Annotated in this window: 9 protein-coding genes; 2 read left to right on the top strand and 7 right to left on the bottom strand. The window is 61.6% G+C overall.

Features of this window, described 5'->3' with window-relative positions:
• The first annotated feature begins 25 nt into the window (after positions 1-25).
• On the top strand, positions 26-2,662 hold the full coding sequence (locus tag G7068_RS12650; protein WP_166292293.1) for a transglycosylase domain-containing protein: 2,637 nt from the start codon (positions 26-28) through the stop codon (positions 2,660-2,662).
• 4 nt (positions 2,663-2,666) lie between these two features.
• Positions 2,667-3,611 (top strand): metallophosphoesterase, encoded by a 945-nt coding sequence (locus tag G7068_RS12645; protein WP_166292292.1) that lies wholly within the window; start codon positions 2,667-2,669, stop codon positions 3,609-3,611.
• Positions 3,612-3,719: 108 nt separating this feature from the next.
• Here the strand turns inward: G7068_RS12645 and G7068_RS12640 are convergent, their stop codons facing one another.
• The 7 genes from G7068_RS12640 to G7068_RS12610 all read right to left on the bottom strand — a co-directional run bounded on the left by G7068_RS12640 (position 3,720) and on the right by G7068_RS12610 (position 13,913).
• Positions 3,720-3,911: a hypothetical protein gene (locus G7068_RS12640; RefSeq protein WP_166292291.1), complete on the bottom strand. Its 192-nt coding sequence runs from the start codon at positions 3,909-3,911 to the stop codon at positions 3,720-3,722.
• A gap of 60 nt (positions 3,912-3,971) precedes the next feature.
• On the bottom strand, positions 3,972-5,036 hold the full coding sequence (locus G7068_RS12635) for an aspartate-semialdehyde dehydrogenase (RefSeq protein ID WP_166292290.1): 1,065 nt from the start codon (positions 5,034-5,036) through the stop codon (positions 3,972-3,974).
• A 12-nt stretch (positions 5,037-5,048) separates the two neighbouring features.
• The gene (locus G7068_RS12630) at positions 5,049-6,326 is read right to left on the bottom strand and encodes an aspartate kinase (RefSeq protein WP_166292289.1); all 1,278 of its coding nucleotides are present in this window, start codon (positions 6,324-6,326) and stop codon (positions 5,049-5,051) included.
• Positions 6,327-6,419: 93 nt separating this feature from the next.
• A complete protein-coding gene (locus G7068_RS12625) occupies positions 6,420-8,984 on the bottom strand; it encodes a polynucleotide kinase-phosphatase (RefSeq protein WP_244304495.1) in 2,565 nt (854 codons plus the stop codon).
• Positions 8,981-10,435: a 3' terminal RNA ribose 2'-O-methyltransferase Hen1 gene (locus G7068_RS12620; RefSeq protein ID WP_166292288.1), complete on the bottom strand. Its 1,455-nt coding sequence runs from the start codon at positions 10,433-10,435 to the stop codon at positions 8,981-8,983. The genes G7068_RS12625 and G7068_RS12620 overlap by 4 nt, the downstream gene beginning before the upstream one ends.
• A gap of 85 nt (positions 10,436-10,520) precedes the next feature.
• Positions 10,521-11,117: a recombination mediator RecR gene (recR, locus tag G7068_RS12615; protein WP_166292287.1), complete on the bottom strand. Its 597-nt coding sequence runs from the start codon at positions 11,115-11,117 to the stop codon at positions 10,521-10,523.
• A gap of 3 nt (positions 11,118-11,120) precedes the next feature.
• Positions 11,121-13,913, bottom strand: a complete 2,793-nt coding sequence (locus G7068_RS12610) for a DNA polymerase III subunit gamma and tau (RefSeq protein ID WP_244304494.1) — start codon at positions 13,911-13,913, stop codon at positions 11,121-11,123.
• Positions 13,914-13,955 lie beyond the last annotated feature (42 nt).

Raw genomic sequence — 13,955 nt, 5'->3', positions numbered from 1 at the left:
GCAAGCTTCGCTTACCCTAGATTCTATGACCCCTCGGACATCTAAGTCTTCGCGCGCCCGGACGGTGAAGCCTCGCTCAGCTGGCAGCGCCCTCGGTGGCATCATCGGAGCCGTCGCAATGTGCCTGATCGCAGGCGTTCTCGTGACCGCTGCAGTCACGCCAGTCGTGGCTCTAAGCGGCATGGCGGCAACAACCGCCGTCGATATCTTCGAGAAGCTGCCGAACCACCTCAACCCGGGACAGCTGGCAGAGCCTTCGACGCTCTACGCAAAAGCAGCTGACGGTTCGGACGTTGAGCTTGCAACGTTCTACGACCAGGATCGCAAGACGGTCAAGTGGGAAGACATCTCGCAGTACGCCAAGGACGCGACCGTTGCGGAGGAGGACCCCAGGTTCTACACCCACGGCGGCGTCGACGTGTTGGCCTCAGGGCGTGCCGTACTGCAGAACGCTGCGGGGTCGGGGTACTCGGGTGCATCGACGGTCACCATGCAGTACGTGCGTAACGTGCGCATCCAGGAGGCGCTCGCGATTCCGGATAAGAAGGAGAGCGACGCGGAGTACAAGGCTGCGATGAAAGACAGCATTGAGCGCAAGCTCCAGGAAATGAAGTATGCGATCAGCATCGAGAAGAAGTACTCGAAGGACGAGATTCTGCTCGGCTACCTCAACATCGCGCTCTTCGGTCGTAAGGTATACGGCATCGAGTCCGCCGCAAATTACTACTTTGGAAAGACCGCGAAGGATCTCACCCTGCCAGAGGCCGCGAGCCTCGTTGCCACGGTTAACAACCCGGCCAAGCTGCAGATCGATATTCCAAAGAACATTCCTGCGAATAAAGAACGTCGTGACAAGATTCTAAACAGCATGCTGCGCACCGGCAAGATCACGCAGGCTCAGCACGACGAGGCGATCGCAACGCCTGTTACGCCCAACATTCATGAACGCATCGCTGGTTGCAACATTGCTGAGCAAAACCACGGCCTCGGAGCGTTCTGTGACTATGTCATTCGCACCATCAAGAAGGATAAGAAGTTTGGCGAGACTCCCGAGGAGGCTGCATTTAACTTCAGTCGTGGCGGGTACAAGATCTACACCACGATTGATCTCGACATGCAGTGGGCTGCTAAACAGGCGACAAATGAGACCGTTCCTGCACTAGCAGACGGGATCGACGTGGGATCCGCAACCTCAAGTGTCCAGGTTGGAACGGGGCGTGTGCTCACGATGACACAGAATAAGCCGTTCAATAACGCTGAAAGCTTCTTGAAAGACCACCCCGATTACACAACGATCAACTACAACACCGACTACGAAGACGGCGGTTCGAGTGGCTTCCAGGTTGGTTCTACCTTTAAGCCGATCACACTCGCGGAGTGGATCCGCACTGGCCACTCCGTGCGCGACATCGTACAGATGGATGGTAGGACCGTGCAGCTGCAGAGCTTCAAAGACTCGTGTGCACCCGATGGAGTCTACGGTTACGGATCTTGGTCCTTCACGAACGATAACCTCGGCACACGGGGCAATCAGCCCGCTTTGATCGCCATACGAAACTCGGTTAACGGTGGCTTGATATCGATGCAGCAGAAGATGGATCTCTGTGACACTTACAAGCTTGCGGAAAAGCTTGGCATTCATCGTGCAGCGAAACTGGAAAATCCAGATATGGCCACTTTTGACAACTTTGGGACCACTAAGCTCACTCGTGTGCCTTCCGGAGTCTTTGGCGGTGTCGACGAGATTGCTCCCATCACCATGGCTTCTGCATATGCGGCGTTTGCCGGTGACGGCACGGTTTGCACGCCCATGCCAATCGACAAGATCGAAGATAGCGATGGCAATCCCGTTGCGTTCACCGGGAGTAAGTGCACCGAAGGCGTCAGTCCCGAGGTTGCGGCAGGCGTAGCTTACGCACTGCAGGATTACATTAACAACGGCAACAGCCTTATGAGTTATGCGCGTTCAGCCCATGGCATCCCACACCTCGGCAAGACTGGCACCACTGACGACGCTGTCGACAACTGGTCGGTGGGCGCAAGCAGCAAGGTCGCAACAGCCACCTGGGTGGGAAATGCCGGACCGGTGTGCGCCCCCGACGGCACCAACTGTGGCCGCAGGTCGACCTTCGGCTACTCTTTCCAGACTGCAGACCAAACGATTTGGCCTGCAGTCATGAATGTGGCAGACCTGAAGTACCAGGGCGACGCATTCCCCGAGCCTTCAGCCAGCGCTACGCAGGTGACGATGGATACCATTCCAGATGTGAAGGGCAAGTCCTACGAAGAAGCCTCAAACATGCTTACCCAGGTGGGCTTCAACGTGGTAGATGGCGGCGAGGTTGATTCTTCCGTCGCTCAGGGAATGGTCGCCAACACGGATCCCGGCGCCGGCGCCTCGGTTCCCCGAGGGTCCAACATCGCCATTCTTCGGAGCAATGGTCAGGCCTCACCAATTCCAGACGGTCTCGTCGGAGCCACTGGCAATAGCGCGAAGTCGACACTCAGCGGCGCAGGATTCTCAAACGTCGACTTCAGCTGCCAAGCTGGCGGAAGAGTGAACCCCTCCAAGGACAAGGTCGTTTCGGTCGATCCTGCGAGCGGCACTGAAGTGCGATCTGACAAGCAAATCACGCTCAGCCTCGCCTGCTCAAAGAAGTAACAAAATGACAAGCGCTTCACGCCGCACGGCGGCCGCCCTCGGGACGGCCGCCGTCGGCGTTGCCCTCTGGTCAACACTCATCGAACGTCGACTCTTCACCATCCGTCGACACACGCTGCCGCTACTCAGCGAGGGCACCGCGCCGCTTCGCATCCTGCAGCTCTCCGACCTGCACCTCGCTCCGTGGCAAACCAACAAGATCAACTGGGTCCGTTCTCTAGCTGGATTGCGACCAGATCTGGTTGTGTTGACCGGCGACCTCATGGGGCACCTGGAAGCCCGGGCTGCACTGCTGCACGCACTACAGCCCCTCACCGAGGTCTCGCCGGTCGTATTTGTGCACGGCTCAAACGACTACTACACCCCGCACCTCAAGAACCCACTCAAGTATCTGATGGAGCCGAGTCGCCTCAGCACGCGGAAACCTGACATCGACAACGCCAAGCTCACGAGCGGGCTCGAGAAACTCGGTTGCATCAATCTCAATAACGCCGCAGCCACACTTCAGCTGCGCGACACTCAGCTCGAGTTGTTGGGGCTCAATGATCCTCACATCCGCTACGACAATGTCGACGCGATGCGTGAATCACTTGCGTTGGTCACCTCGTCGAGCAGCTCAGGATCAGACGCCGCCTCTGCGTCTCCCCTGCGTATCGGCGTCGTACATGCCCCTTACCAGGAGCCGCTCGGCGAGCTCCTTTCGGACGGCGCAGACTTGATCCTCGCGGGTCACACACACGGCGGACAGGTACGCGTACCCGGGGTGGGTGCGCTCACCTCTAACTGCGACCTGCCGACAGCGCAGGCCCGGGGCTTAAGCGTCTGGTACGACGCACACCGAGCCGCGTTCCTCAACGTGAGCGCGGGCCTCGGGAACTCAATCTACGCGCCAGTGCGCTTCGCCTGCCGCCCGGAAGCCAGCCTTATCACGCTGGAGCCTGCGAAGTAGGAACTGTGTCGTTCTGAGCGATCCTGTGACTCGTGCCTCGCGCAGTATGACAAGGGCCGTGCCTCGCGCAGGATGACAGGGGCCATGTCTCGCGCAGGATGGCAGGGCTCACTCCGCCCTGTCAGCTCGCTTGCCTCTGGTAAACAGCAACAGAAACAGTGGCCCGAGCACCGGAACTACCAAAATCCCGAAGAACCAAAGAATTGCCGCGGTCAGCGAAAATAACTCACGCTTGCGAATCAATACAACAAATGCCGCGACAAAAAGCAGCGCTGACACCACCACAACGATGCCCCACACGACGTCGAATCCACCCGGAACCAGCGGATTCTGTGCTACTTCGAGCGGGAGCATAAGTCCCTACGCAGCAACCAACAAACGCGCAGCAACCAACTCAGCGATCTGCACAGCGTTCAGCGCCGCGCCCTTACGCAGGTTGTCGTTCGAGATGAAGAGTACGAGGCCGCGGCCTTCAGGGGCCGACTGGTCCTCGCGGATGCGGCCAACAAAGCTGGGATCCTGCCCGGCCGCCTCAAGCGGCGTCGGCACTTCGCTCAGCTGCACGCCGGGAGCGGCGTCAAGCACTTCACGCGCACGATCCGCAGAGATGGGACGTGCGAACTCCGCGTTGATCGACAGCGAGTGTCCGGTGAACACGGGAACGCGCACGCAGGTACCTGCAACGAGCAGCTCAGGCAGTTCGAGAATCTTGCGGCTCTCGTTGCGGAGCTTCTTCTCCTCGTCAGTCTCACCCTGGCCGTCGTCCACGATCGAGCCAGCCAAAGGCAGAACGTCGAAGGCGATGGTCTTGGTGTAAACCTGCGGGGCAGGGAAATCGACTGCAGAGCCATCGTGCACGAGGCGCTCGAGGTTGCCGCTCTCAACGGCGGCAGCCGCCTGCGAGGCAAGCTCCGTTGCGCCGACAAGGCCCGATCCTGAGACAGCCTGGAACGTGGTGACGATGAGGCGCTCAAGCCCTGCCTCGGCGTCAAGCGCCTTCATAGCAGGCATCGCGGCCATGGTCGTGCAGTTCGGGTTCGCAATGATGCCCTTGACTGCCTGATCAATCGCGTGCGGGTTGACCTCACTCACCACGAGCGGAACCTCGGGGTCAAGGCGCCAAGCGCTCGAGTTGTCGATCACCGTCGCGCCAGCAGCGGCGAAGCGCTCAGCGTGAGCCTTCGAAGCTGCGCCGCCCGCGGAGAAGAGTGCGATGTCGATGCCAGCAGGATCGGCGGTCGCTGTGTCTTCTACAATGATCTGCTGGCCACGGAACTCAATGGTTGTGCCGGCCGAACGAGCGCTGGAAAAGAGGCGCAGCGATCCAATTGGAAAATCGCGCTCATCGAGCAAACGGCGCATCACCGCGCCGACCTGACCGGTCGCTCCAACAACGGCGACGGAAACTCCCTGCTGTTCAGACATGGCTACTCCCCTTTATCGGCCGGTACCGGCGTACACGATTGCTTCGGTGTCGTTGTCGAGGCCAAAGGCGGTGTGCAACACACGCACGGCTTTGTCCATGAGGTCAGCCCTCGTGACAACTGAGATACGGATCTCGGAGGTCGAGATCATCTCGATGTTAATGTCGGCCTCAAACAGCGTGCGGAACAGCATCGCTGATACACCCGTGCTTGTGCGCATGCCGGCACCGACGACCGCAACCTTGGCGATCTGGTCGTCGTACTGCAGGCTCTCAAAACCAAGCGCCTCGCGCTCGGCCTCGAGCGCGTCGATGACACGCTTGCCGTCGCCGGTCGGGACCGTGAAGGAAATGTCGGTGCGGTTCGTGTCGGCGGCCGACACGTTCTGCACGATCATGTCGATGTTGGCGTGGGTAGTCGCGACGATCTCGAAGATCTGCGCGGCCTTGCCCGGAACGTCTGGGACGCCACCGACCGTAATCTTTGCTTCGTCTTTCTCCGCGGCGATGCCCGTGATGACCGGCTCTTCCACCTGTACTCCCTTCGGATGCCCCTTGGCGGGGTCGTAGACTATTGTGCCCGGCTCATCTGAAAATGAGGAGCGGACGTGCAGCACAACTCCGTGCCTGCGGGCGTATTCAACAGCGCGCAGGTGCAGCACCTTTGCGCCGGAGGCCGCAAGTTCAAGCATTTCTTCCGCGGTAATCGAGTCGATCTTGCGCGCGAGCGGCACAACACGCGGATCGGTTGTGTAGACCCCGTCGACGTCGGTGTAGATCTCGCACACGTCGGCACCGAGCGCAGCGGCGAGGGCGACGGCAGTGGTGTCGGATCCGCCACGACCCAGCGTGGTGATGTCGCGAGAGTCGCGACTGAATCCCTGGAATCCCGCAACGATTGCGACAGCACCCTGATCGAGCGCCTCGCGCACGCGACCCGGGGTCACGTCAACGATCTTCGCGGATCCGTGCTCGGACGTGGTGATCATGCCGGCCTGGCTGCCCGTGAACGACAGCGCCTCGATCCCCATACCCTTGATGGTCATGGCGAGCAGCGCCATCGAGATGCGCTCGCCCGCGGTGAGCAGCATGTCGAGCTCTCGAGGCGCAGGAATCGGTGTACACGCAGCTGCGAGATCGAGCAGTTCGTCAGTGGTGTCGCCCATCGCGCTCACCGCAACAACAACCTCGTTGCCCGCACGGCGCGCTTCGACGATTCGCTTCGCTACACGCTTGATGCTTTCTGCATCGGCCACCGAGGATCCGCCGAACTTCTGCACGATCAATGCCACGCGGGGTTCCTCCTTGGATTCTTGGCCAGGGGCCAGTCTACCGGACGAAGTATGCGTGTTGCGGCGGATCCCGGTGAGCAAGCTAAACGACGCCTATAGTCGAGGGTCGATGGGGTCCGATTCCAGGGCAAGGATCGCGAAAACTGCCTCGTGGATCCGCCATACCGGCTCACTGCGCGCAACACGATGTAGCGCTTCGATGCCGAGTGCGTACTCACGGCCAGCGAGCGAGCGCTTCTGCCCCGTGTTCCGCTCACGAAGCCGCTTCAGGTCGCGCTCTTCGGTGTAACTCGGCCCATAGATGATGCGCAGGTACTCGCGTCCACGCACCTTAATGCCGGGCTGCACGAGTCCTTTCGCCGTGCGAGTGAGGTTCGCAAAAGGCTTGACCACCATGCCCTCGCCGCCATGTTCGGCGCTCGTGAGGCTCAGCCACCACTGCACGGCACTCTCAGTCTGCGCGGGATCTTCGAGATCCACCCGCAACCGCCCAGTCGCCTGGAACAGCTCTGGAGCCTCGGCGACTAAACGGTCCGCAATCGCGAGGTGCCAACCGTGGTCACGCCGCTCAAACGTATTGTCACCCGCTGCAAGTATCTGGAACGGCGCAAATCGAACCTCGTCGGCTTGCCCAACGTAGCGACGGTACGAGTCACGGAAGCGCTCTAGATCGTCGTGCCGATCCTTGATTCGTTCGGAAAGCGCCGCAACATCGAGCCCGGAATCCGCCGCGGCGGCGAGCGCTCGGTTGGCGGCACCGGTTGCGGCAAGACCGGAGGCAGAGACTGACGCGTATAAATCTCGGATAAGGTCACCGGCTTTCAACGACCACGGCAACATTTCTCCGTCGAGCAATATCCAGTCAGCATCGAGCTCTTCCCACACCCCCGAGGCTTCGAGCGCACGATCCATCTTCTTCAGGTACTCAAGCTCTGCGGCAGCATCAAAGAATGGCCGCCCTGTTCGGGTGTAAATTGCACCTCTCCAATGAGCTGGTGCGCCGAAGCGAGCGGGATCCCGAGCCACAAGCACCGTGGCTCGTGAACCCATGTGTTTCTCTTCGCAGATAACCTCGGTAATGCCTTCTTTCAAGAAGTACTCGAATGCCTCTTGCGGGTGCTCGAGAAAACCGGGCACCGTGGAGGTCTTCGGAGGTGACATAGTGGGCGGCAAGTAGAGCAACCAGCGAGGATCAATCGCCCAGCGACTCATGGTTTCGAGCCCGCCAGCCGACTGTTTCTCGTCAATGCCGATACGGCCATGAGTGCTGGTCTCTACACGGATGCGCCCCTGCACGTCATCGAGTCGCAGAATTCCAGGCTCTCGCTCAGGAATGAGCGGTTGGATCGGACGCACGGGCTCAGCCCACTGCTGCTCCGCAGGCACCTGCACGACTTCACGCTCTGGGTAACGCAAGGCCGAGAGCGATCCGCCAAAGGCACAAGCGGTGTCAAGGCAAGCGGTGTTATTCGTCCACACGACCTCGGGTACGGGAGTGTGTCCGTAGAGCACCGCGGCCTTACCCCGATAGTCCTTCGCCCAGGGAAGGCGAACCGGCAGGCCATACTCGTCGGTTTCGCCCGTGGTTTCGCCGTAGAGCGCATACTCACGCACCCGACCTGATGCCCTGCCGTGGTACTGCTCCTTCAGACCTGCGTGGGCAACTACAAGATCACCACCATCGAGAACCAGGTGGGCTACGAGACCATCGCAGAACTCGACCACCTGATCGCGAAACTCGGCGGTCTCACCCGACAGCTGCGCAAGTGTCTCGGCGAGACCGTGGGACGTCGTCACCTTTGCGCCGCGCAACGCACGAACCAATTTCGCCTCGTGGTTACCGGGCACCGCCAGGGCGTGCTCGGCCCCCACCATCCCCATGACGAGACGCAGCACACCGGCCGAATCGGGTCCGCGGTCGACGAGGTCTCCCAGAAAAAGCGCGCGTCTACCCTCGGGGTGGAGCGCATCTGTTGGACGTCCCTGCTCGTCGCGAGTGATCTCGTAGCCCAGCTTCGTGAGCAGCGATTCAAGCTCGCTGCGGCAACCGTGCACGTCTCCGATCACGTCAAACGGGCCGCGATCCCAACTGCGGTCGTTGAGCAGCGGCTCGCGCTGAATCGTCGCAGCGTTGACCTGATCCTCGTCACGCAAGATGTGGACCCTACGGAAACCCTCACGCCCCAGGTTGCGAAGGCTCCGACGAAGCTGGTCGCTCTGCCGCTTCACTGCGCCCGCGGGTACGGTTCGCGAGCTACCCGCTTCAGTTCGCTCGGCATTGCGCGCGACGCACAGCGATTCCGGTAGGTCAAACACAATGGCCACTGGCAACACGTCGTGCTCGCGAGCAAGCGCAACGAGCTCTTTCCGGGCACTCGGCTGAACGCTGGTGGCATCGATAACAGTGAGGAGACCGGCATCGAGGCGCTTACCCGCCACAAACTGCAGGGCTTCAAAGGCGGCTGTGGTCGCCGCCTGATCATTTTCGTCGTTCGAAACCATGCCGCGGAACGTGTCGCTCGACAGCACTTCAAACTCGCCGAAATGTTTGCGAGCAAAGGTTGACTTGCCTGATCCCGAAGCACCAATGAGCACAACAAGCGACATATTCGGGATCGCGAGCGCACTGCCACGTTCGTTGTTCATTTCACGATTCATGCGCGTGCCTCCCTGCGAAAGAGTGCTAATTGAGTTGGAGATCCGTAGGAAGAGTCATCAGGCCCCACCGCCCGCAGCTCAACCACGTAGTTCTGGCGTTCTGCGACGGTCTCGGCCCAATCGCGGAATTCTGCTCGGGTCCATTCGAATCGGTGATCATCGTGACGGGCAGAACCGTGTGCGAGATCTGGGTACAGGTTGTTGTATTCGACATTTGGAGTGGTCACGATGACAGATGTCGGTCGTGCACACGCAAAGACAGCGTCTTCGAGCGCGTCGAGTCGTGAGGGATCAACGTGCTCGATCACCTCCATGAGCACCATCGCATCAAAACCGCGCAGTCGTTCGTCTCGGTACACAACGGAGCCGTGCACCAGCTCAATCCGCTCACGGTCGGCATCCGAGGCACGGTCTAGGTTCAGCGCTTTGGCTGCCTGCTCGAGGGAGCGCGCTGAAACGTCGCTTCCCAGGATCTTCGTGAAGGATCGGTCGGCAGCAAGCCTCGTCAGCAAAGCACCGGGACCGCACCCCATGTCAATCACGGTGTGCGCACGTGCCTCGCGCAAGGTTTCTAGGACCGCTTCGGCCCGCTGAATTCGAAGCGGTGGACCCTGTTTCGCAGCCTGCGAATCAGCGGCTGTGATGATGCTCGACTCGTTCGCCACTTCGGACTGTGCAACAAGGTCACGCTGATTGAGCAGGTAGCGGCGGGTGATGAGTTCACGATTCGGGTGTTCGGCAAGCCATCCTTCTCCGGCCCTCGTCAGTTTGTCGACTTCGGCGTCGCCCACCCAGTAGTGCTTTGAGTCGTCGAGCACGGGCAACAACACGTACAGCTGCCGCAGAGCGATAGAAAGCGGGATGAGGCCGCGTAGAGTAATCGAGCGGTAACGCGACGGACCCCACTCGGGGTAATTCGGATCGAGCGGCAGCACTTCTTCCGTGTACTCCCAGCCGCAGCCCTCAAAGAGTGTCCGAGCAAGGTCTGTTTGTGTGCCCACAGCAGAAACCGCGGGAATCTCGACCTGCAACGGAATCGCGGCAACCGCGAGCTCTGGAAACTCCTCGTTTTGTCCGTTCATGGCCGAGCGAAAGACTGTTCCAATCGCGACAGCGAGCATGCTTGAAGCTGCGTACGGCCTGTCGTTTACATAGTGGCCGAGAGACATGGCATCACCGCGAAAGCGCTTGTTGCGGGCGAGACCGACAGGATCCGCCTCGAGCAGCATCGCGACGGTGCACCGCTCAGGAGTGACCTCGGGGTAAAAGACGTGAATATCGCCAACGGGTGCGTTGAACTTTTGAACGCGCTCGGGATGCTTACGAAGGAGGTAGCTCAGTGCAGTCGCGTCGGTATTACTCGGGATCGAGACTGCTTGTTCGGCATTTACGCTTTTTGCGCCTGTGGCAGCAAGCTCCAGCTGCGGTTCGTAGGTCACGGTAACTAGCATCGGGGTCCTCCTTCGTGCCTACCGGAAAGATAGCAGTTGTTTGCTTGGCTAAACCTCTGCGTCCCCGCGCCCTCTGCTGTGAGAGCTACTCGACCTTCCGACGCCCCTCAAACGCCCGCCCGAGCGTGACCTCGTCAGCAAACTCGAGGTCGCCACCGACGGGGAGGCCTGAGGCAAGGCGAGAGACGGGCACCTCGATTGCGGTGAGCAGGCGCGAGAGGTAGGCGGCGGTCGCCTCACCCTCTAGGTTCGGATCGGTGGCGAGGATCACCTCTTTCACCTCGCCCGAGCCGAGGCGCTGCATGAGCTTCGGGATACTGAGATCGTCAGGGCCGATGCCGTCGATCGGACTGATGGCTCCGCCGAGCACGTGGTAGAGCCCGCGGAACTGGCGGGTGCGCTCGATCGCAACCACGTCCTTCGGCTCTTCGACCACGCAGATGATGGTTTCGTCGCGCCGTGGATCGCGGCAGATCGCGCACTGCTCCTGCTCCGTGATATTGCCGCACACCTCGCAGAATCGCACCTTTTCGCGCACATCGGTGAGCAGCTCGGCGAGCCTGGTCACGTCGAAGTTCTGCGTCTGCAGAATGTGGAACGCGATGCGCTGGGCCGACTTCGGTCCGATTCCGGGGAGCCTGCCGAACTCGTCGATCAGGTCTTGAATAATTCCGTCGTACACGGGCTATGCCTCCTGGCGAGGTGGGAGCGGTCGCTCCTCAATAAAACGGGCCCCCAGCACTTCACGCACGACGGCCTCACCGTAGCGAGTGAAAGTCGGTGCCGCGCGCACTGTCTCTTGCGGCGGGGCGGCAGCACTTGATTTGGGCTCAGCCGCCGGCGACGGATCTGCCGCTGCTTCGACCGCTTCGGTCGGCTCGGGATCGGCGGGTTCCGGGTTCGAGGTCGCGGCTTCGGGCGCTGCAGCCGCCTGCACCTGCACCTGCACCTGCACCTGCGACTGCGACTGCTCAGCAGCGTCTTGAGCGACTCCAGCAGAACTTTCTGCATAGGGGTCCCCCTCGGCGTAGGGGTCACCGTCTCCGTAGAGGTCATCACTGGGTTCAACGTATGCATCCGGCGCCTCAGCAGAGGGCTGCGCTGGCACAGCCTGCTCAGCGGCGGGTTCCTCCGAAGAGACGGCTGGAGCCTGTGCGGTCTCGTCTACCGCGGCGGATTCTGGCTCGGGCGTCGACGAGGTTTCAAGCACCTCGGCGATCGAGGGAACCGCGTCGGGCTGCGGATCCGCCCACGCCGGCGCGGCGAGCGCGGGCCCGAGCGCACTGAGTCGCGCGGCAGCGCGCTGTTCAGGGTCGTCGGAGTTCGTTTGTGCGCTCTGAGCAGTTTGGCTGACCGGGCTGGATTGCCCCGCTCGATGGGGCTCCTCTGCGTCAGCCGCTGAACCGGTCTGAGTCTCCCGCGGAGCATTCTGCGCTCCGGCAGCATGGCCCTCGGGCAGGCGCTTCGGAACATACTTCACGCTCACGCCGACCGCGGACAGGATTGCCTCGCGAAGCGGTCCAGCTCCCACGGACTTAAATGCCGCAAGGTCTGACTGCGAAGCGAGTCCAACCGCCAGCACGTCGCCCTCAAGCGAGAGCGGTACAACCGATCGGACAGCGTTCCAGGCCTCACGGTCGCGCTCAAGAATCTCTTCAAGCAGGTCGGGCCACACCTCAAGCAGGTCTTCAAGCTCCGACCCTTCGCCCCCATCAACAGGCTGCGGGGCGGGGCCGTCAGCATTTGCACCGGCGGGAGCCTCGGCTGCCGGGCCGGGCACTGCGGCTTGAGAGCCTTCCGCCTGGTCGGTTCCTGCGCCGCTCGCGGGCGCGGGGGCTGGGGCCGGTGTTGCTGGTGCCGCAACTGGTTCAGAACCAATGCTTTCGATCTGGCTCGTGCTGAGGATGTCAGAGATCGGTCGTCCAAAGGATGCCGCCGCCTCGTTCGGGTGAGGGGCAGAAGCCGGTTCGGCGGGCCGCGGGGCCTGAGCCGTCGGCTGCGGGGCTTCCTGCGGCGCGGGCTGCTGGGCAGCCGGCGGTGTTGCCACTGAGTCATCTTCACGCAAGAAGTCGCGAATCGAGGCCGCAGTCTGCGCCGCATTGGGTGCGCCATTGTTTGGCACAGCGTTGTTTTGTGCGCTGACAGGAGCGGCGGGTGTTGCTACGGCCGGTTCGGGCGTCGGTGGGGCCGCGGGGGCTGTCGCTGCGCCACGAGCGGCCGCGAGAGCTGCGACCGGATCGTGAGCCGGGCGGCTCGGGGCGGCGGGTTGAGCCGGGGCACCACTCCCCTGGTTTGGAGCGGCAGGAGTCACGCCGCGCGCTGGCTGAGCCGTGACCGGCTGAGCCTGCGGGGCACCACCGCGCTGCGCACTCTCGCCGTGCACCACGAGCGCACGAGCGATCATCAGTTCGAGCTGCAGGCGTGGAGCAGTCGCTCCCGCCATCTTGTCGAGTGTCGCGCTCACAGTGTCAGCGATGCGTGACAGTTCACCGGGCCCAAATGCCTGAGCCTGCTCGAACATACGCGTGAGCTGATCCTGCGGAACACCGCGGAACACCGCAGCAGCGCCCTCAACGGTTGTGGCCGTCACAACGATCAGGTCGCGCAACCGCTCGAGCAGATCTTCAACAAAGCGTCGCGGATCCTGCCCGGTCTGCACCACACGATCGGTAGCCTGGAATGCCGCCGCGGCATCGTGCGCCCCAAAGGCCACCACTACGTCGTCGAGCAGTTCGGTGTGCGTGAATCCGAGCAGACCTGCCGCGCGAATTGCGGTCACGAGGTTGTCTTCGGATCCCGCAATCAGCTGATCAAGAATCGAAAGTGTGTCACGCGCTGACCCGCCACCGGCGCGCACAACGAGGGGCAGCACACCGGGCTCAACCTGCACACCCTCGCTATCGCACAGACTCTGCACGTAGTCGATCAGAGTTGCGGGGGCGATCAGACGGAATGGATAGTGGTGCGTGCGCGAGCGGATCGTGCCGATGACCTTGTCGGGCTCGGTCGTCGCAAAGATGAACTTCACGTGCGGCGGCGGCTCTTCAACAATCTTCAGCAGAGCGTTGAAGCCACCCGGGGTCACCATGTGCGCCTCGTCAATAATGAAGATCTTGAAGCGGTCGCGAGCGGGCGCGAACACGGCACGTTCACGAAGGTCGCGTGCGTCGTCAACACCACCGTGGCTCGCGGCGTCAATCTCAACAACGTCGAGCGACCCACCACCGTCACGGCTCAGTTCAACACAGCTTGGGCACGTGCCACAGGGAACGTCGGTTGGGCCCTCAGCGCAGTTGAGGCAGCGCGCCAAGATTCTGGCCGAGGTCGTTTTGCCACAGCCTCGCGGCCCGCTAAACAGGTAGGCGTGACCGACTCTGCCTGTGCGCAGCGCGGTCATCAACGGCTCAGTCACTTGGGACTGACCGATCATCTCGGCGAAGGAGTCTGGCCGATAACGGCGATAGAGAGCTGCAACCACAAAAGCAATGCTACCGGGGACCTCTGACATTCACGGGGTCCG

Origin of the sequence: Leucobacter viscericola, from assembly GCF_011299575.1 — a bacterium.
In the GTDB taxonomy this organism is placed as follows: Bacteria; Actinomycetota; Actinomycetes; order Actinomycetales; family Microbacteriaceae; genus Leucobacter; species Leucobacter viscericola.
This window is presented reverse-complemented; position numbering and strand designations above follow the sequence as displayed.

Coding starts and splice junctions, on each gene's coding strand:
- G7068_RS12625 (WP_244304495.1), bottom strand. CDS start 8,984: ATGAATCGTGAAATGAACAACGAACGTGGCAGTGCGCTCGCGATCCCG.
- G7068_RS12620 (WP_166292288.1), bottom strand. CDS start 10,435: ATGCTAGTTACCGTGACCTACGAACCGCAGCTGGAGCTTGCTGCCACA.
- G7068_RS12645 (WP_166292292.1), top strand. CDS start 2,667: ATGACAAGCGCTTCACGCCGCACGGCGGCCGCCCTCGGGACGGCCGCC.
- G7068_RS12650 (WP_166292293.1), top strand. CDS start 26: ATGACCCCTCGGACATCTAAGTCTTCGCGCGCCCGGACGGTGAAGCCT.
- G7068_RS12635 (WP_166292290.1), bottom strand. CDS start 5,036: ATGTCTGAACAGCAGGGAGTTTCCGTCGCCGTTGTTGGAGCGACCGGT.